This window comes from Mycobacterium sp. MAC_080597_8934 (assembly GCF_000523975.1).
GTDB lineage: Bacteria > Actinomycetota > Actinomycetes > Mycobacteriales > Mycobacteriaceae > Mycobacterium > Mycobacterium avium.
This window is the reverse complement of record NZ_JAOS01000028.1, coordinates 139,323-157,773: the sequence shown is the minus strand read 5'-3', so window position 1 is coordinate 157,773 and position 18,451 is coordinate 139,323. Positions and strand designations below refer to the sequence as shown.

The following is an 18,451-nucleotide window of genomic DNA, read 5'->3' as shown; positions in this document are numbered from 1 at the left end:
ATTGGGAGACCGGTTCCCGTGGTTACATAAGACCCGTGTCCCGAGCGCAGCAGTCAAGGCGATGACGGACCGCCGTGCGCAACGGTAGGTCGCGAAAGCTGAGCGGTCTGAATCAGACGCTGGCCGCCCAGCGCGGCCACCAGTTGGTCGGCGTGGTGCGCATTCCCGAGGAGCACGCCAGCCCCATCCGCGTCATCACCCGGCGCCTGGCCATCGCGCTGGTGGTGCTGTTCGCCGCCGCCGTCATCGTCTACGCCGACCGGTCCGGCTACCGGGATCTTAGGGGCGGGTCGCTGACCTTTCTGGACTGCGTGTATTTCTCCGCGGTGTCCCTGTCGACCACCGGCTACGGCGACATCACGCCCTACACCGAGACCGCCCGCCTGGTGCACACCCTGATCTTCACCGCGCTGCGGATCGCCTTTTTGGCCGTGTTGGTCGGCACCACGCTGGAAGTGCTCTCCGAGCGGTCCCGCCAAGGGTGGAAGATTCAGCGTTGGAGGAGCAGAGTGCGCAACCACACCATCGTGATCGGCTACGGCACCAAGGGCAAAACCGCCGTCGCCGCCATCCTGGGCGACGAGACCACCCAGGCCGAGGTCGTCGTCGTCGACACCGATCGCAGCACCCTCGAGCACGCCGAGAGCGCGGACCTGGTCACCGTGCACGGCGACGCCACCAAGGCCGACGTGCTGCGGCTGGCCGGGGCCCAGCACGCGGCGTCCATCATCGTGGCCACCAGCCGCGACGACACCGCCGTGCTGGTGACGCTGACCGCGCGCGAGATCGCGCCGCACGCCAAGATCGTCGCCTCGATCCGGGAGGCCGAGAATCAGCACCTGCTGCAGCAGTCGGGCGCGGACTCGGTGGTGGTGTCGTCGGCGACGGCGGGCCGGCTGCTCGGCCTGGCCACCACCACCCCCAGCGTGGTGGAGATGATCGAGGACCTGCTGACGCCCGACGTCGGGTTGGCGATCGCCGAGCGGGAGGTCGAGCAGTCCGAGATCGGCGGCTCGCCCCGGCACCTGCGCGACATCGTGCTCGGCGTGGTGCGCGACGGCCGGCTGCTGCGCATCGACGCCCCCGAGGTGGACGCGGTCGAGGCCAACGACCGGTTGCTCTACATCCGCAGCGCGGGGCATTGATGGCGATCGCGGACTTTCAGCTGCGCAGCGTTCCGCTGCTGTCGCGGGTGGGCGCCGATCGGGCCGACCAGTTGCGCACCGATGTCGAGGCCGCCGCGGCGGGCTGGGCCGACGCGGCGCTGCTGCGGGTGGACTCGCGCAACCAGGTGCTCGTCGCCGACGGCCGGGTGGTGCTGGGCGCCGCCGCCGAGCTGGGTGACAAGCCCCCGCCGGAGGCGGTGTTTTTGGGGCGCCTCGAGGACGGCCGGCACGTGTGGGCCATCCGCGGCGCGCTGCAGGCACCGGATGATCCCGAGGTGCGCGCCGAGGTGGTGAACCTGCGCAGCCTCGGCCCGATCTTCGACGACACCAGCAGCCAGCTGATGTCCTCGGCCGTCGCGCTGCTGAACTGGCACGAGCGGTCGCGGTTCAGCTCGGTGGACGGCTCGCCGACCAGGCCGGCCCGGGCGGGCTGGTCGCGGGTCAACCCGGTCACCGGGCACGAGGAGTTCCCGCGCATCGACCCGGCGGTGATCTGCCTGGTGCACGACGGCGGCGACCGCGCGGTGCTGGCCCGTCAGGCGGTGTGGCCGGAGCGGATGTTCTCGCTGCTGGCCGGATTCGTCGAGGCCGGGGAGTCGTTCGAGGTGTGTGTCGCCCGTGAGGTCCGCGAGGAGATCGGGCTGACCGTGCGCGACGTGCGCTACCTGGGCAGCCAGCCGTGGCCGTTCCCGCGCTCGCTGATGGTCGGCTTCCACGCCGTCGCCGACCCGGCGCAGGACTTCGCGTTCAACGACGGCGAGATCGCCGAGGCGGCGTGGTTCACCCGCGACGAGGTGCGCGCCGCGCTGGCGGCCGGGGACTGGTCGTCCGACTCGGAGTCGAAACTCCTTCTGCCCGGGTCGATTTCGATCGCGCGGGTGATCATCGAATCCTGGGCCGCGCTCGACTGACCCGGTGGTCAGTTGCCGGCTTCGGCCAGCTTGGCCTTCACCTGCGCGGCGCTGGGGTTGGTCAGTGTGGAACCGTCGGCGAACTTCACCGTCGGAACCGTCTTGTTGCCGCCGTTGACCGAGCTGACGAAGTCGGCGGCGGCGGGGTCGTGTTCGATGTCGACCGCCTCGTAGGGGATGCCGTTGGACTTGAGCACGGTCATCAGCCGGTGGCAGTAGCCGCACCACGACGTGGTGTAAACGGTGAGCGGGGCAGAGGTCATAGCCGGATAACGTAGCCCGGCGACGAAGCATTCCGCGCAGCGGGATGCGCAGGAGTGGGCGATTGGGGTGTAGCCCGGCGACGAAGCATTCCGCGCAGCGGGATGCGCAGGAGTGGGCGATTGGGGTGGTGCCCGGCGACGAAGCATTCCGCGCAGCGGGATGCGCAGGAGTGGGCGATTGGGGTGGTGCCCGGCGACGAAGCATTCCGCGCAGCGGGATGCGCAGGAGCGGGCCGACTCGCCGGGGCGCGATGCACCGCGTTCGTCACCGACTTGTCAGTATGGGAAGCCAAGATGGACGCCATGCCGACCCTCGCCGATCCCTTGACCGCCGGGCTGGACGACGAGCAACGCGAAGCCGTGCTGGCCCCGCGCGGCCCGGTCTGCGTGCTGGCCGGCGCCGGCACCGGCAAGACCCGCACCATCACCCACCGGATCGCCCAGCTGGTCGCGGGCGGTCATGTCGCCGCCAATCAGGTGCTGGCGGTCACCTTCACCCAGCGCGCGGCGGGGGAGATGCGCTCGCGGCTGCGGGCGCTCGCCGCCGCGGCGGGCACCGACGCGGCGGTCGGCTCGGTCTCGGCGCTGACCTTTCACGCCGCCGCCCACCGGCAGCTGCGCTATTTCTGGCCGCGGGTGGTCGGCGACACCGGCTGGCAGCTGCTGGACAGCAAGTTCGCGGTGGTCGCCCGGGCGGCCAGCCGTACCCGGATCAACGCCAGCACCGACGACGTGCGCGACCTGGCCGGCGAGATCGAGTGGGCCAAGGCGTCGCTGATCGGCCCGGAGGAATACCCGGCCGCGGTGGCCGCCGCAGGGCGGGACATTCCGCTGGACGCCGCGAGGGTCGCCGGCGTGTACGCCGCCTACGAAGCCCTCAAGGCCCGCGGCGACCACGTCACCCTGCTCGATTTCGACGACCTGCTGCTGCACACCGCGGCGGCGATCGAAAACGACCCGGCGGTCGCCGAGGAGTTCCGCGACCGCTACCGCTGCTTCGTGGTCGACGAATACCAGGACGTCACCCCGTTGCAGCAGCGGGTGCTGGCCGCCTGGCTGGGCGATCGCGACGACCTGACCGTGGTGGGGGACGCCAACCAGACCATCTACTCGTTCACCGGGGCCTCCCCGAGGTTCCTGCTCGACTTCTCCCGCCGGTTCCCCGACGCGACTGTGGTGCGGCTGGAACGCGACTACCGCTCCACCCCGCAGGTGGTGTCGCTGGCCAATCAGGTGATCGCCGCGGCCCGCGGCCGGGTGGCCGGCAGCAAGCTGCACCTGATCGGGCAGCGGCCGCCGGGTCCGGTGCCGACCTTCCACGAGCACCCCGACGAACCGGCCGAGGCCGCCGCCGTCGCCAAATCGATTGCGCGGCTGATCGAATCGGGCGCCCCCGCCTCGGAGATCGCGGTGCTCTACCGGGTCAACGCCCAGTCGGAGATCTACGAGGAGGCGCTGACCGAGGCCGGCATCCCCTATCAGGTTCGCGGCGGCGAGGGGTTCTTCAACCGCCAGGAGATCAAGCAGGCCCTGCTGGCGCTGCAGCGCGCCGCCGAGCGCGAGGGCGAGGGCGCCCGAGAAGGGTCGCTGCCCGCGGTGGTGCGCGCGGTGCTGGAACCGCTGGGGCTGACGGCCGACGAGCCGGTCGGCACCCGGGCCCGGGAGCGCTGGGAGGCGCTGCGCGCGCTGGCCGAACTGGTCGACGACGAGGTGGCGCGGCGTCCGCAGCTGGACTTCGCCGGCCTGCTGACCGAACTGCGGATGCGCGCCGACGCACGGCACCCACCCGTGGTGCAGGGCGTCGCGCTGGCGTCGCTGCACGCCGCCAAGGGACTCGAGTGGGACGCGGTGTTTCTGGTCGGCCTGGCCGACGGCACGCTACCCATCTCGCACGCGCTGGCGCACGGCGCCGACAGCGAGGCGGTCGAGGAGGAGCGGCGGCTGCTCTACGTCGGAATCACCAGGGCCAGAACATATTTGGCGCTCAGCTGGGCGTTGGCCCGCAGCCCGGGCGGGCGGCAGAGCCGCAAGCCGTCGCGATTCCTCAACGGCATCGCACCCCAGACCCGCGCCGAGGCGGCGCCGACCAGGTCCCGCCGCAACCGCAGCGCCGCCACCCGCTGCCGGATCTGCAACAACAACCTGACCAGCCCGGCGGCCGTCATGCTGCGACGCTGCGAGACGTGTGCCGCCGACATCGACGAGGACCTGCTGGTGCGGCTCAAGGCGTGGCGGCTGGACGTCGCCAAGGAACAGAAGGTGCCCGCCTACGTCGTGTTCACCGACAACACCCTGATCGCCATCGCCGAGCTGCGGCCCGGCGACGAACAGGCGCTGATCGCGATTCCCGGCATCGGCGCGCGCAAGCTCGAGCAGTACGGCCCCGACGTGCTGGAGCTGGTCCGCGGTCGCTGACCGGCGAATCCGCAGGTCACAAAATCGGTTGTGATGACCGACGGGCACCGTTTACCCTCGATACCGCAACCCGGCAGTACGGAAACTCAGCGGGACGGAAAGGAGGGCGGCCACGATGATCGGCAACGCGTTCGGCGTAGGCGTGGCTCGCGCGACCCGTCCCGCCCTGTCCGCGGCCGGCCTTCCCGCCGCGCACGCCGCGCACGCCGCCGCCCTGGCGGCCGCGCGTAAGCATCGCGCCGCCGCCGCGACCGACGCGTCCGTACGAGTCGGGGGCCCGCCGAAGGCAAGGTAAGCACCAGCCCGGTTTTCCCCAGATGGCCACGGACCCGAAGTCACCAGGATCCGTGGCCATAGTTGTTGGGTCGACCACCTTTCGACCCGGTCCGGATCACTACCAGCAGAGCAATCCGAACCAGGAAGAAGGTGATAGGACATGTCGGCACCGACGGTCCCCAGACAAGCCCTGCCGTGCCACGTCGGCGATCCCGATCTGTGGTTCGCCGAAGCGCCGGCGGACCTGGAGCGGGCCAAGCAGCTGTGCGCCGGCTGCCCGGTGCGCCGCCAGTGCCTGGCGGCCGCGCTGGAGCGCGCCGAACCCTGGGGCGTGTGGGGCGGCGAAATCCTCGACCGCGGCGCGGTGCTGGGCTTCAAACGATCCCGCGGGCGTCCCCGCAAGGACGGCCGGCGCGCCGGAGCGGCGGCCTAGCGACCGGGCATTCCTAGACGATGGCGTTGTCGGGTTCGGCGAAGCCGGGCACCAGCTCTTCGGACAGCGCCTTGATCGGCACGTGGGCGTCCAGCTGGCACAGGATGGCGGCCACCGACATGATCACCCGCATCGGAATCACCAGCTTGGGCGGCAGGTCCATCTGCCGGGCGGTGCGGATCTGCGACACCGACCGGTCGATCTCGATGGCGGACATCTTCTGCAGCCACTTGCGGGTGTAGTGGAACACCTCGACCTCGACCGGCTCGACGTACTGACGCAGCATGTCGTCGATGTCGCGCACGGACACCTGCTGGCCCTTCTGGATGAACCCGGCCTTCTCCATCGTCGGCAACAGCAGGTCGTAGTTCTTGTCGCGGGCCAACCGGATCGTCATGCCGAGTTCGACGGGCAAGCCGTCGGGCAGTGGCGCGACGGCGCCGAAGTCGATCACGCCCATCCGGCCGTCGGGCAGCAGCATGAAGTTGCCCGGGTGCGCGTCGCCGTGCAGCATGCCCAGCCGCCGCGGCGCGTCGAAGGTGAGCTCCAGCAGCCGGGTGCCCATCAGGTCGCGCTGCTCGGTGGTGCCGTGCCGGATGATCTCGGCCATCGGGATGCCCTGCATCCACTCCTGGATCACCACCTTGGGCGCGCTGGCCACGATCCGCGGCACCGCGAAGTGCGGGTGGTCCTGGTACGCCTTGGCGAAGGCGCGCTGGTTCTCGGCCTCCAGCCGGTAGTCCAGCTCCATCTCGGTGCGCTCGATCAGCTCGTCGACCACGCCCTGGACGTCGGCGCCGGGCGCGAGCTGCTTGAACACCCCGACCAGGCGCTGCATGGTCTTGAGGTCGGCCCGCAGCGCCTCGTCGGCGCCCGGGTACTGGATCTTGACGGCGACCTCGCGGCCGTCGGACCACACCCCCTTGTGCACCTGGCCGATACTGGCCGAGGCCACCGGGGTGTCGTCGAACGAACTGAACCGCTCCCGCCACTTGGTGCCCAGCTGCGCGTCGAGCACCCGGTGCACCTTCGCCGCGGGCAGCGGCGGGGCGTCCTTCTGCAGTTTGGTCAGCGCCTCGCGGTAGGGCTCGCCGAATTCCTCGGGAACCGCGGCCTCGAGCACCGACAGCGCCTGACCCACCTTCATCGCGCCGCCCTTGAGCTCACCCAGCACGGTGAACAACTGGTTGGCGGCCTTTTCCAGGAGCTCGGCCTGGACCTCGTCCCTGGACTTACCGGTCAGGCGTTTACCGAATCCGATCGCCGCCCGGCCGGCGAATCCGACCGGAATGCTGGCCAGCTTCGCGTTGCGCGCGGCGCGTCCCCGTTTGATATCCGACACGTAACCATCATCCATGATGGCCAGCGCGATGGGGAGAGACGGCGACAACGGAGGTTGTCACACCCCGGTGGCGCAGGTCAGCGCGATAGGGCCGGCCCGAGTGCGCCCGCATCAGCAGGAACACAAGGGATGCCGGTCCCACCGGCGGGCGACGATGGCGCCGGCGTGCAGGTCGAATTCCAGGGTCGCGTTCAGCGTCTGGGGCGGGGCCGGATCGGACGCCGCCGGCTGCCCGCGCACCGCCGCGATCACCCGGTTCACCTGGCTGAGCGCCAGCGCGGCGGTCGCCAGCACGGTGGCCCGGTCGGCGACTCCGACGGTGTCGCGCAGCTGCGCGCAGATCACCGGCCAGGCCGCGTCGCGGTCCCGGCGGTGCAGATCCGCGCACGACAGGCAGCTGGTCACGCCCGGGATCACCAACGGGCCCACCAGCCCGACGCCGTCGCGTACCCGCACCGGCAGATGCGCGACGCCCTGCTCGTGCAGGTCGCGCACCAGGCGCGGGTCGGCCACCAGGTAGTCCGAGAGCACCACCAGGTCGACGTCGTCGCCCGACACCGCGGCGTGCGGCTGGCTGCTGTGCGCGATCCGTGCGCCCGAGCAGCGCAACGACTCCACCAGCAGCTCCGACAGCGGGCCGCGGCCGTGGATGCGCACCGACGGCGCCCGCCCGCCCGACCGCCCGCATTCGCTCGCCACCCCGGCGCCGACCAGTTGGGTGACGAGATTTTTCAGGCCGTCGGCGTCGGTCAGGCCGTGCTCGAGCGCGCGGTGCTGCAGCTCCGACAGCGGGGTGGGCGAGCACATGGACCGCAGCAGCGTGGCCAGTTCGGCGGCGGCCCGGCCCCGCGGTGGACGCACCAGCACCGCGCGGCGGGGATCCCAGCCGACCTGCACGGCGCCGTCGGGCCGCAACAGCACCGGCATCGCCGGATCCAGCGCGTAGGTGGCCGCGGGGGTGGAAACGGTGGCTGCGGGCACCGCTGCACTGTGGCACGCCGGCCGCGACCGCGCCGCTCAGTTATCCACAGCCGAACCGACGAGACGCTGAGAACATCCGGTGCCCGCCAGGCGCGAGCTAACTGATAATCAGGCGGGTCCTTGTCATCAGTTCCGGGATATCCGTTCCGCGGTGCTCAGGTATCGCCGCCGCCGGAACCGGGGCTGTCCGGGCCCTCCTGCTCGAGCCGGGCGATCGCCTCGTCGATGCCGCTGGTGTCGCCGCCGATCACCCGGTCGATGAACGCCGCGGGGTCGTCGAGGTCGTCGGCGTCGGGCAGCAGGTCGGGGTGTTGCCAGATGCCGTCGCGGGCGTCCACCCCGGCGGCCTCGGTGAGGCGCTCCCACAACGCGGCGGCTTCGCGCATCTTGCGGGGCCGCAGCTCCAGCCCGACCAGCGTGGCGAACGTCTGCTCGGCCGGGCCGCCGCTGGCCCGGCGCCGGCGCAGCGTCTCGGCCAGCGCGGCCGCGCCCGGGATCCGGTCGCCCAGCGCGGCGGCCACCACCACCTGCACCCAGCCCTCGATCAGGGCCAGCAGCGTTTCCAGACGCTCCAGCGCCTGCGTCTGAGCCGGTGTCGCCTTGGGCTCGAAAACGCCTTGGCCGAGCAGGTTTTCGATCGCCGCGGGATCCGACAGCGACGCGGGGTTGAAGTCGCGGGCCAGCTCCTCGATGCCGGACATGTCGATCTGCATGCCCATCGCATAGGCCTCGACGGCGCCCAGCAGCTGGCTGGCCAGCCAGGGGACGTGACTGAACAGCCGGTGATGCGCGGCCTCCCGCGCGGCCAGGAACGTCAGGATCTCGCTGCGCGGGCGCTCCAGGCCGGAGGCGAACGACTCCACGGCGTCGGGCAGTATCGCGGCAATTCCCTTGGGCCCCAACGGTAAACCGATGTCCGTTGAGGTCAGCACCTCGCGGGACAAGCGGCCCAGCGCCTGCCCGAGCTGCGAGCCGAACGCCATCCCACCCATCTGCGACATCATCTGCAGCAGCGGCCCGGCCATGCTCTTGGCCTCTTCGGGCAGCGAGGCGGCCCACACCGTCGAAATCTGTTGGGCCATCGGATCGCACAGCCGCTTCCAGGTTCCCAGCGTGTTGTCCACCCAGTCGGCCGGCGTCCAACCCACCGCCTTGGCGGTGCCCGCCGGCAGCGCCGTCGCGCCGTCCAGCCAGGTCTCGGCGAGGTGCACGGCATCGGCGATCGCCGAGTTGGTGGTGGCCGGGATCGGCGCCACGAAGCCGATCGAGTTCGACGCCACCCGGCGCGCCAACTCGTAATTGACCGGCCCCGAATCGCTTCCGCCGGCCGAAGCGCTGCCCGCGCTGGAAAACATCTGACCCAGTTGGGTGAAGAGCTGCCCCAGATCGCCCATGCCGAACTCGCCGCTGATGCCGAACGCGGCGAACGGGTCGGACGGGTTCGAGCCCGAATCCGGGTCTTTCTTCCCGGGCTTGTCGGGGTCCTCCCCGGAGGAGAAACCGAAAGGCAGGTCAGCCATAACCTCAACGGTACTCACCGTGGCATCGCAACGCGCGGCCTCGGGTCAGCTTGTAGCTGAACGGTGTAGCGGGCCCTTGTGGCTGACAGCGAGACGGCGGGCTCCGTCTAGTCTAATCGGCGTGAACAGGCGCATCCTGACCTTGATGGTCGCGCTGGTGCCGATCGTGGTGTTCGGCGTGTTGCTGGCGGTGGTGACGGTCCCGTTCGTGTCGCTGGGGCCCGGCCCCACCTTCGACACGCTCGGTGAGGTCGACGGCAAGCAGGTGGTGGCGATCGAGGGCACCATGACGCACCCGACCACCGGCCACCTCAACATGACGACGGTGTCCCAGCGCGACGATCTGACCCTGGGCGAGGCGCTGACGCTGTGGCTTTCGGACACCGAGCAGCTGGTGCCGCGCGACCTCATCTACCCGCCCGGCAAGTCGCGCGAGGATGTCGACAAGGCCAACAACGCCGACTTCAAGCAATCCGAGGACAGCGCCGCCTACGCCGCCCTGGGCTACCTGAAGTACCCGTCGGCGGTGACGGTGGCCAAGGTCCCCGAGCCCGGCCCGTCGGCCGGCAAGCTGAAGGTCGGCGACGCCATCGACGCAGTCAACGGCACCCCGGTTGCCACGGTCGAGGAGTTCACCGGGCTGTTGAAGAACACCAAGCCCGGCCAGACCGTGACGATCGACTACCGGCGCAAGAACGAGCCCGCCGGTGTGGCGCAGATCACGCTGGGCGCCAACAAGGACCGCGATTACGGCTTCCTGGGTGTCGCCGTGCTCGACGCGCCCTGGGCGCCGTTCGTGGTGAACTTCAACCTCGCGAACGTGGGCGGGCCGTCCGCCGGGCTGATGTTCAGCCTGGCGGTGGTCGACAAGCTCACCACCGGCGACTTGGCCGGCTCCAATTTCGTCGCCGGGACGGGAACGATCTCCGCCGACGGCAAGGTCGGCCAGATCGGCGGCATCACCCACAAGATGGTCGCCGCGCACGCGGCCGGGGCCACCGTCTTCCTGGTGCCGGCGAAGAACTGTTACGAGGCCAGCTCGGACAATCCGTCCGGGCTGCGCCTGGTGAAGGTGGAGACGCTCGCCCAGGCGGTGGATGCGCTGCACGCGATCACCGCGGGCGGGCAACCGCCGAGCTGCTAGCCGCGATCACCGGTTTTCCCAGTGCGTAGAGTTGTCACCGTCTAGCAATCGATCAGGGAGCGTAGCCAGTGGGGATGCGGCCCACCGCAAGGATGCCGAAGCTGACCCGGCGTAGCCGGATTCTGATCCTGATCGCACTGGGTGTGATCGCATTGCTGCTCGCGGGTCCCCGGCTGATCGACGCCTACGTGGACTGGCTGTGGTTCGGCGAGCTCGGCTACCGCTCGGTGTTCTCCACCGTGCTGGTCACCCGCTTCGTGGTCTTTTTTATCGCCGGTCTGCTGGTGGGCGGCATCGTGTTCGCCGGCCTGGCGGTGGCCTACCGCACCCGCCCGGTGTTCGTGCCCAGCAACGACAACGATCCGGTGGCGCGCTACCGCGCCCTGGTCCTTTCCCGGCTGCGGCTGGTCAGCGTCGGCGTCCCGGTGGCGATCGGCCTGCTCGCCGGCATCATCGCGCAGAGCTATTGGGTGCGCATCCAATTGTTCTTGCACGGCGGCGATTTCGGCATCAAGGATCCGCAGTTCGGCAAGGACCTCGGCTTCTACGCGTTCGAGCTGCCGTTCTACCGGCTGCTGCTGTCCTACCTGTTCGTCGCGGTGTTCCTGGCCTTCGTGGCCAACCTGTTGGCTCACTACATCTTCGGTGGCATCCGGCTGTCCGGGCGCACCGGCGCGCTGAGCCGGTCGGCGCGCATCCAGCTGGTCACCCTGGTCGGCTTGCTGGTGCTGCTCAAGGCGGTTGCCTACTGGCTGGACCGCTACGAGCTGTTGTCGCACACCCGCGGCGGCAAGCCGTTCACCGGCGCCGGGTACACCGACATCAACGCGGTGCTGCCGGCCAAGCTGATCCTGATGGCGATCGCGCTGATCTGCGCGGCCGCGGTGTTCTCGGCGATCACCATGCGGGACTTGAGGATTCCCGCGATCGGCCTGGTGCTGCTGCTGCTGTCGTCGTTGATCGTGGGCGCCGGGTGGCCGTTGATCGTCGAGCAGATCAGCGTCAAACCCAATGCCGCGCAAAAGGAAAGCGAATACATCAGCCGCAGCATCACCGCCACCCGGCAGGCCTACGGCCTGACCAGCGACGTGGTCACCTATCGCAACTACACCGGTGACGCGCAGGCCACCGCCCAGCAGGTCGCCGACGACCGGGCGACCACCTCCAACATCCGGCTGCTCGATCCGACGATCGTCAGCCCGGCCTTCACCCAGTTCCAGCAGGGCAAGAACTTCTACTACTTTCCCGACCAGCTGTCCATCGACCGCTACCTGGACCGCAACGGGGCGTTGCGTGACTACGTGGTGGCGGCCCGCGAGCTCAACCCCGACCGGCTGATCGATAACCAGCGGGACTGGATCAACCGGCACACCGTCTACACCCACGGCAACGGATTCATCGCCTCGCCGGCCAACACGGTGCGCGGAATCGCCAACGACCCCAACCAAAACGGCGGCTATCCCGAATTCCTGGTGAACGTCGTCGGCGCCAACGGCAACGTGGTGTCCGACGGTCCCGCGCCGCTCGACCAGCCCCGCGTCTACTTCGGCCCGGTCATCTCCAACACCTCCGCCGACTACGCGATCGTCGGGCGCAACGGCGCCGATCGCGAATACGACTACGAGACCAGCACCGAAACCAAGAACTACACCTACACCGGGCTGGGTGGGGTGCCGATCGGCGACTGGTTGTCGCGCAGCGTGTTCGCCGCCAAGTTCGCCGAGCGAAACTTCTTGTTCTCCAACGTGATCGGCTCGAACAGCAAGATCCTGTTCAACCGTGACCCGGCGCGGCGGGTGGAGGCGGTGGCGCCGTGGCTGACCACCGACAGCTCGGTGTACCCGGCCATCGTCAACAAGCGGCTGGTGTGGATCATCGACGGCTACACCACCCTGGACAACTACCCGTATTCCGAACTGACCTCGCTGGAGTCGGCCACCGCGGACTCCAACGAGGTGGCGTTCAACAAGCTGGCGCCCGACAAGCGGGTCTCCTACATCCGCAACTCGGTCAAGGCGACGGTGGACGCCTACGACGGCACCGTCACGCTGTACCAGCAAGACGAGCAGGACCCGGTGCTCAAGGCGTGGATGCAGGTCTTCCCGGGCACCGTCAAACCCAAGAGCGACATCAGCCCGGAGCTGGCCGAGCACCTGCGCTATCCCGAGGACCTGTTCAAAGTGCAGCGGATGCTGCTGGCGAAGTATCACGTCAACGACCCGGTGACGTTCTTCTCCACCTCGGATTTCTGGGACGTGCCGCTGGATCCCAACCCGACGGCCAGCAGTTACCAGCCGCCCTACTACATCGTCGCGAAAAACATTGCGAAGAACGACAATTCGTCGTCGTATCAGCTGACCAGCGCGATGAACCGGTTCAAGCGCGACTACCTGGCGGCCTACATCAGCGCCAGCTCCGACCCGGCGACGTACGGGCGGATCACCGTGCTGACCATCCCGGGCCAAGTCAACGGGCCGAAGCTGGCCAACAACGCGATCACCACCGACCCGGCGGTGTCGCAGGACCTCGGGGTGATCGGGCGCGACAACCAGAACCGGATCCGCTGGGGCAACCTGCTCACCCTGCCGGTCGGTCAGGGCGGGCTGCTCTACGTCGAACCCGTGTACGCCTCCCCGGGCGCCAGCGACGCGGCGTCGTCGTATCCGCGGCTGATCCGGGTGGCGATGATGTACAACGACAAGATCGGCTACGGCCCCACCGTGCGCGACGCGCTGACCGGGCTGTTCGGCCCGGGTGCGGGTGCGGCGGCGACCAACATTCAGCCCACCGAAGGCGGGGCGCCCGCGGCGAGTCCGCCGGCCAACGCGCCGGCGCCCGCTGTGACGCCGGGATCGGCACCGCCGGTGGCCGCGCCGCCGGTTCCCGACGGTTCGGTGACGCTGTCTCCCGCCAAAGCCGCTGTGCTGCAAGAGATTCAGGCGGCGATCGGCGCGGCCAAGGACGCCCAGAAGAAGGGTGATTTCGCCGGCTACGGCGCGGCGCTGCAGCGGTTGGACGACGCGATCACCAAGTACAACAACACCAAATAGCGGCGGCCACGGCCGGCGCGGCACCGGCGCTGAGCGCGCGATTTGGTCGGCGTGACACCGGTTGGGTAACCTGGCATTCACCAACGCGGGGTGGAGCAGCTCGGTAGCTCGCTGGGCTCATAACCCAGAGGTCGCAGGTTCGAATCCTGTCCCCGCTACCAGGTGAAACGGCCCCCGGAGGAAGCTCCGGGGGCCGTTTCCATGCCGCTTGTCAACCGGTGCTGCCCTGCGGCCCGTTGGCCAACGGGCCCGTGCGGGAAGTCCGGCAAGCAGGGCCGGCGGCGCGATGGCTTATCTTTAGCTCAATTCCGTCGCATCGGTAGCGTGAGTTCTCGGGGAGGGATCCAACATGCGCAGTTTCAGCGTGGCAGCGTTCGCCGCGGCCCTCGTTCTCGTCGGCCCTGCCGGTGCCGCCGCCGCCGCGCCGAAGGACTACTGCGCCGACCTCAAGGGCGCCAACACCGGCCAGACGTGCCAGATCCAGATGGCCGACCCCGGCTACAACGTCGACATCAGCTTCCCGGCCAACTACCCCGATGAGCAGCCGGTGGCCGACTTCATCAGCAAGCAGCGCGACGATTTCCTCAACGCCGCCAAATCCTCCGCACCCCGCGATCAGCCCTACCAGCTGACCATCACATCGGCGAAGTACGGGTCGGCGATACCGCCGCGCGGCACCGAGGCGGTGGTGCTCAAGGTCGTCCAGAACACCGGCGCCGGCCCGCACACGACCTACAAGTCGTTCAACTGGGACCAGGCGTATCGCAAGGAGATCGTGTGGACCGCGGCGGCGGACGACAAGAAGAACACGCCGCTGTGGCGCGTCGACGACCCGCTGGCGACCGTCGCGCCGATCGTGCAGAGCGAGCTGCAGAAGCAGACCGCACCCCCGGCGAACCCGAACCAGCCGGCACCGCCGGCCAACCAGCCGGCGAGCCCCACGCCCACGGCACCGCCGGTGACCGTCGCGTCGGCCGCCGCCTACGACCCGGCGAACTATCAGAGTTTCGCCATCACCAACGACGGCGTGATCTTCTTCTTCGACCAGGGTCGTCTGCTGCCCGACTCGGCGGGCGCCCCTCAGGTCCTGGTGCCGCGTTCCGCGATCGACCCGATGCTCGCCTAGCGGGCGCACCGGCCGAACGCCGCGCTAGCGGGGCAGCACGGCCTCGATGGCGCTGATCACCTCGGGCGCGTCGGGTTCGGTGCGGGGCCGGAAGCGGCGAACCACCTCACCGTCGGGGGAGATGAGGAACTTCTCGAAGTTCCACTGGATGTCCCCGGCCTGGCCGTCGGCGTCGGCGGCCTTGGTCAGCTCGGCGTACAGCGGGTGCCGGTCGTCGCCGTTGACGTCGGTCTTGGCCAGCAGCGGGAACGTCACACCGTAGTTGGTCGAGCAGAACTCCCGGATCTCCTCGGGCGTGCCGGGCTCCTGACCCATGAACTGGTTGCACGGGACCCCCACGACGGTCAGGCCTCGCGCGGCGTAGTCCTCGGCCAGTTTCTCCAGGGCCGTGTATTGCGGAGTAAGTCCGCATTTGGAGGCGACGTTGACGACCAGCGTTGCGCCGTCGGACAATTCGGCCAGCGCGGTGGGCCGGCCGTCGAGTGTGGTCAGCGGGATGTTTTTCACAGTCACGCCGACGACGCTAACGCAACGCGCTACAGCCAGCCGGTGCGGGCGGCGGCAACCGGTTTTTCCGGTGCCGGCGCCAACGTCCCGTCCCGCACGCCGTCCAGCAACCGTTTCACCGCGGCGACGATCTCGGGGGCCGCGGCCGCCAGCCCCGACTGGTCGGCCCGGCTGACCTCGTCGGGGTCGACGCCGGCCCGGGCCAGCACCGCGGCCGGGTCGGCGAGCTGCCCCGCCAGCCAGGACAGCGGGTCGGCCGAGAGCTCGGGAACGAAGTGGCGGCGGCTGGGTTCCCAGCCGTTGAAACGCGGATGGTGATGGGCCCGGTCCAGCGTCCCGGGCGGGCTCTCGGTGGAGCCGAACAGGTCGACCCGCCACACCGGGCGGCCGAAGGTGATCGGGACGCCGGCGTAGATCGAACCCTGCGGCTCGTCGCGGTCCACCAGCCGCAGTTCCAGCCTGACGCCCCGTTCCGGAGTCTCCTGACCTTCCAGCGGATCGGGGTCGATGAAATACATGTCGCCGACCACCACACCCAGGGATTCGAATCCGAACGCTGTCAGCATCGCGTACCTTTCCGGGTCCTTATCGAGGCCTGTACCGAGCCTAGCCGCGGCTCAGTCGGCCGACAGATCGCGGGAACGCTTGTTGGCGTACATGTGCTCGTCGGCCAGGCGCATCAGATCCTGCGCGCCGGCGGCGATCCCGGCGCTGAAGCCGACCGGCTCGCCGAGCTCAGCCCAGCGGCCGCGGAGGCGGTCGAGCACCCGCTCCGCCTGCTCGCGATCGGCGCCGACGAGCATGATGAGGAACTCGTCGCCGCCGATCCGGAACACGGCGTCGTCGGCGCCGACCGACCAGCGCAGCGCGTCGGCGAACGCCACCAAAAGTTCATCGCCGGCGCTGTGGCCGTGAGTGTCGTTGTAGCGCTTGAAGTTATCGAGATCGATGACGACGACGGCCGACTGGCTGGCGTGCGCCGAGAGACGGGGCCCGAGCGTGCTGCGGTCCAACAGTTGAGTCAGCGCGTCGGTGTGGGCCACCTTGCGCAGCAGCGCGCTCTGCTCTTCGAGCCGGGCGATCAGCCAGGCCGGCACCTCGGCGACGATGACCCACATTGCCGCCGCCAGCAGCACGCTGGTCGACCCGTCCGGCAGCGCCTTGGCGCCGCCCACCACGAAGGCCGCCACGCCGAGGGGGACGAAGGCCAGCGAACGCCAGCGCGGGCAGGTGAGGCCGATGTAGGCGAACGTGATCGTGATGGTGCCGGGAAAGTCGCGGGTGACCGCCGGGTCGACGGCACCGACCACGGTGGTGAGCAGCAGCGAGGCCACCGGCCATCCGGCCAGCAACACCCGGCTCTCCTGCCGGCCGCGCAGCCGGCCGACCAATGCGGCGGCCACCGCCGCCAGCGCCGCGCCGCCCAGCAGCCCGTACACCCGCGGGTCGCCCGCACCGCCCAAGCGCGCCTTGACCGAGTAGATGCCGACCAGCCACAGGAATGCGATCAGGCCGATCGCATGCCAGCGCCCCGCCGAGGGCTGGGACGCGAGACGGCCGGACATTCGCCAAGAATAAGGTGAGTGGGTGCCCGATGGTGGTGGCGATGACGAGAATCCGTGCCCGACAGGCCGCGGCGTCGGCATCGCCTCCCGCCGGCCGACACGGTCCACCGGCAGTGCGAACACCGGTTCGCATGTGTGCGGCCGTCGCGGTACATTTCAGAGGTCTGAACCAGAGGTGAGGTTGCCTACAACGCGGGAAATGGGCGCGCAAAGCGAGCACAAGGGGCGGCGGCGGTGAGGTCGAGAGACTCGAATAGCGATTCACTTGTTCAGATCAATTCCCAGCGCATCCCGCCGTACAAGTTGCTCGCCGTCGCCGTGCTGCTGGTGCTGGCGCTGATTCTGGCGCTGATCTACGGCCAGTTCCGCGGCGCCTTCACCGAGAAGACCCAGCTGACGATGTTGGCGTCGCGGGCCGGGTTGGTGATGGATCCGGGGTCGAAGGTGACCTACAACGGGGTCGAGATCGGGCGGGTGGGTTCGATTTCGGAGACGGTGCGCGACGGCAAGCCGGCGGCGAGGTTCACCTTGGAGGTGTATCCGCGGTATCTCAAGCTGATCCCGTCGAACGTGAATGCCGATATCAAGGCGACGACGGTGTTCGGCGGCAAGTACGTGTCGCTGACGACGCCGGCCAACCCGTCGCCGCAGAAGATCACCCCGCACACGGTGATTGACGCCCGCTCGGTGACCACCGAGATCAACACCTTGTTTCAGACGATCACCTCGATCGCGGAGAAGGTGGATCCGGTCAAGCTGAATCTGACGTTGAGCGCGGCGGCGCAGTCGTTGTCGGGTCTGGGTGAGAAGTTCGGCCAGTCGGTGGTCAACGCGAATGCTTTGCTCGATGACGTGAACCCACGAATGCCGCAGGCGCGCAAGGACATTCAGGGGTTGACGGCGCTGGGGGACACCTATGCGGACGCCTCGCCGGACCTGTTCGACTTCCTCAACAATGCGGTGATCACCTCGCGCACGATCAACGCCCAGCAGAAGGATCTGGACCAGGCGCTGTTGTCGGCGGCCGGGTTCGGCAACACCGGCGCCGAGCTGTTCACCAAGGGCGGGCCGTATCTGGCGCGCGGCGCCCAAGACCTGATCCCCACCGCCCAACTTCTGGACACCTACAGCCCCGAGATCTACTGCACCCTGCACAACTACCACGACATCGTGCCGATCACCGGGGCCTCCGAGGGCGGGTTCAACGGCTACTCACTGAACATGAACACCGAGGTCACCTCCGGGCTGGGGCTGCTGCTCAACCCCGTCGCGACCATTCCCGTGTTGGCCTCGCTGGTGGGCGGGATCGCCGGCGTGGTCGGCGGCGCGCCCAACCCCTACATCTATCCCGAGAATCTGCCCCGGGTGAACGCCCGCGGCGGGCCGGGCGGCGCGCCGGGCTGCTGGCAGAAGATCACCCGGGACCTGTGGCCGGCGCCCGAGCTGGTGATGGACACCGGCAACAGCCTCGCGCCGTACAACCACCTGGAAACCGGATCGCCGTACGCCAACGAGTACGTGTGGGGCCGCCAGGTCGGCGACAACACCATCAACCCCTGACCAACGCGTGCGCGAAAAGGCTTGCCGCAGAAACGCATTCGCTCACGTTCCGGGCGATCCGCGCGGACCCGCCGGCTCGGTGCGCGGTTGCTTTGTCTGTGCCATGCCAGCGCGGTACATTGCACTGGTCTTCGTTATTGCATGTGTGTACAGAGCCCCTGGTGAGAGGCGTTGAGTCGGGGGACTGAGCTG

General features: G+C 69.2%; 15 protein-coding genes and 1 tRNA gene. 9 read left to right on the top strand and 7 right to left on the bottom strand.

Annotated features, from left to right (window positions below; all coding sequences use genetic code 11):
* Nucleotides 1–74 precede the first annotated feature (74 nt).
* A complete protein-coding gene (locus NF20_RS15870) occupies nt 75–1,145 on the top strand; it encodes a potassium channel family protein (RefSeq protein ID WP_009978654.1) in 1,071 nt (356 codons plus the stop codon).
* The gene (gene nudC, locus NF20_RS15865) at nt 1,145–2,077 is read left to right on the top strand and encodes an NAD(+) diphosphatase (RefSeq protein WP_009978652.1); all 933 of its coding nucleotides are present in this window, start codon (nt 1,145–1,147) and stop codon (nt 2,075–2,077) included. The genes NF20_RS15870 and nudC overlap by 1 nt, the downstream gene beginning before the upstream one ends.
* Nucleotides 2,078–2,085: 8 nt before the next feature.
* Here the strand turns inward: nudC and mrx1 are convergent, their stop codons facing one another.
* On the bottom strand, nt 2,086–2,340 hold the full coding sequence (gene mrx1 / locus NF20_RS15860) for a mycoredoxin Mrx1 (protein WP_003874629.1): 255 nt from the start codon (nt 2,338–2,340) through the stop codon (nt 2,086–2,088).
* A gap of 303 nt (nt 2,341–2,643) precedes the next feature.
* On the opposite strand from mrx1, the gene NF20_RS15855 reads away from it, so the two are divergent.
* The gene (locus NF20_RS15855; RefSeq protein WP_172428148.1) at nt 2,644–4,755 is read left to right on the top strand and encodes an ATP-dependent DNA helicase UvrD2; all 2,112 of its coding nucleotides are present in this window, start codon (nt 2,644–2,646) and stop codon (nt 4,753–4,755) included.
* A 436-nt stretch (nt 4,756–5,191) separates the two neighbouring features.
* On the top strand, nt 5,192–5,464 hold the full coding sequence (locus NF20_RS15850; protein WP_033711650.1) for a WhiB family transcriptional regulator: 273 nt from the start codon (nt 5,192–5,194) through the stop codon (nt 5,462–5,464).
* A gap of 13 nt (nt 5,465–5,477) precedes the next feature.
* Here NF20_RS15850 and NF20_RS15845 read toward each other — a convergent pair whose 3' ends face one another.
* The 3 genes from NF20_RS15845 to NF20_RS15835 form a co-directional block, all read right to left on the bottom strand.
* The gene (locus tag NF20_RS15845; RefSeq protein WP_003874633.1) at nt 5,478–6,821 is read right to left on the bottom strand and encodes an ABC1 kinase family protein; all 1,344 of its coding nucleotides are present in this window, start codon (nt 6,819–6,821) and stop codon (nt 5,478–5,480) included.
* A gap of 96 nt (nt 6,822–6,917) precedes the next feature.
* Complete coding sequence (locus NF20_RS15840; protein ID WP_023860977.1) at nt 6,918–7,787, bottom strand: cyclodehydratase; 870 nt, start codon at nt 7,785–7,787, stop codon at nt 6,918–6,920.
* A 155-nt stretch (nt 7,788–7,942) separates the two neighbouring features.
* Nucleotides 7,943–9,325, bottom strand: a complete 1,383-nt coding sequence (locus NF20_RS15835) for a zinc-dependent metalloprotease (RefSeq protein WP_162151409.1) — start codon at nt 9,323–9,325, stop codon at nt 7,943–7,945.
* Between the two features lie 103 nt (nt 9,326–9,428).
* Here NF20_RS15835 and NF20_RS15830 point away from each other — a divergent pair, with 103 nt between their 5' ends.
* From NF20_RS15830 to NF20_RS15815, 4 genes are all read left to right on the top strand, one after another.
* Complete coding sequence (locus tag NF20_RS15830; protein ID WP_003878886.1) at nt 9,429–10,451, top strand: PDZ domain-containing protein; 1,023 nt, start codon at nt 9,429–9,431, stop codon at nt 10,449–10,451.
* 68 nt (nt 10,452–10,519) lie between these two features.
* Nucleotides 10,520–13,501: a UPF0182 family protein gene (locus tag NF20_RS15825; protein WP_023860979.1), complete on the top strand. Its 2,982-nt coding sequence runs from the start codon at nt 10,520–10,522 to the stop codon at nt 13,499–13,501.
* An 84-nt stretch (nt 13,502–13,585) separates the two neighbouring features.
* Nucleotides 13,586–13,662 (top strand) — tRNA-Met (locus NF20_RS15820).
* 188 nt (nt 13,663–13,850) lie between these two features.
* Nucleotides 13,851–14,627: an RsiV family protein gene (locus tag NF20_RS15815; protein ID WP_009978635.1), complete on the top strand. Its 777-nt coding sequence runs from the start codon at nt 13,851–13,853 to the stop codon at nt 14,625–14,627.
* A 24-nt stretch (nt 14,628–14,651) separates the two neighbouring features.
* Here the strand turns inward: NF20_RS15815 and NF20_RS15810 are convergent, their stop codons facing one another.
* The 3 genes from NF20_RS15810 to NF20_RS15800 are packed head-to-tail and all read right to left on the bottom strand — an operon-like array spanning nt 14,652 to nt 16,699.
* The gene (locus NF20_RS15810; RefSeq protein WP_033711646.1) at nt 14,652–15,140 is read right to left on the bottom strand and encodes a glutathione peroxidase; all 489 of its coding nucleotides are present in this window, start codon (nt 15,138–15,140) and stop codon (nt 14,652–14,654) included.
* 23 nt (nt 15,141–15,163) lie between these two features.
* Nucleotides 15,164–15,700 carry a hypothetical protein gene (locus tag NF20_RS15805; RefSeq protein WP_009978633.1) on the bottom strand — a complete coding sequence of 179 codons (537 nt, stop codon included), beginning with the start codon at nt 15,698–15,700 and terminating at the stop codon, nt 15,164–15,166.
* 51 nt (nt 15,701–15,751) lie between these two features.
* Complete coding sequence (locus NF20_RS15800) at nt 15,752–16,699, bottom strand: sensor domain-containing diguanylate cyclase (protein WP_033711645.1); 948 nt, start codon at nt 16,697–16,699, stop codon at nt 15,752–15,754.
* A gap of 234 nt (nt 16,700–16,933) precedes the next feature.
* Between NF20_RS15800 and NF20_RS15795 the strand changes: the two genes are divergently transcribed.
* Nucleotides 16,934–18,259 (top strand): MCE family protein, encoded by a 1,326-nt coding sequence (locus NF20_RS15795; protein ID WP_033717347.1) that lies wholly within the window; start codon nt 16,934–16,936, stop codon nt 18,257–18,259.
* Nucleotides 18,260–18,451: the final 192 nt, after the last annotated feature.

Bases quoted from the DNA above. Each gene is read 5' to 3' on its own strand.
- nudC (WP_009978652.1), top strand. From the start codon at position 1,145: ATGGCGATCGCGGACTTTCAGCTGCGCAGCGTTCCGCTGCTGTCGCGG.
- mrx1 (WP_003874629.1), bottom strand. From the start codon at position 2,340: ATGACCTCTGCCCCGCTCACCGTTTACACCACGTCGTGGTGCGGCTAC.
- NF20_RS15855 (WP_172428148.1), top strand. From the start codon at position 2,644: ATGCCGACCCTCGCCGATCCCTTGACCGCCGGGCTGGACGACGAGCAA.
- NF20_RS15850 (WP_033711650.1), top strand. From the start codon at position 5,192: ATGTCGGCACCGACGGTCCCCAGACAAGCCCTGCCGTGCCACGTCGGC.
- NF20_RS15845 (WP_003874633.1), bottom strand. From the start codon at position 6,821: ATGGATGATGGTTACGTGTCGGATATCAAACGGGGACGCGCCGCGCGC.
- NF20_RS15815 (WP_009978635.1), top strand. From the start codon at position 13,851: ATGCGCAGTTTCAGCGTGGCAGCGTTCGCCGCGGCCCTCGTTCTCGTC.
- NF20_RS15805 (WP_009978633.1), bottom strand. From the start codon at position 15,700: ATGCTGACAGCGTTCGGATTCGAATCCCTGGGTGTGGTGGTCGGCGAC.
- NF20_RS15800 (WP_033711645.1), bottom strand. From the start codon at position 16,699: ATGTCCGGCCGTCTCGCGTCCCAGCCCTCGGCGGGGCGCTGGCATGCG.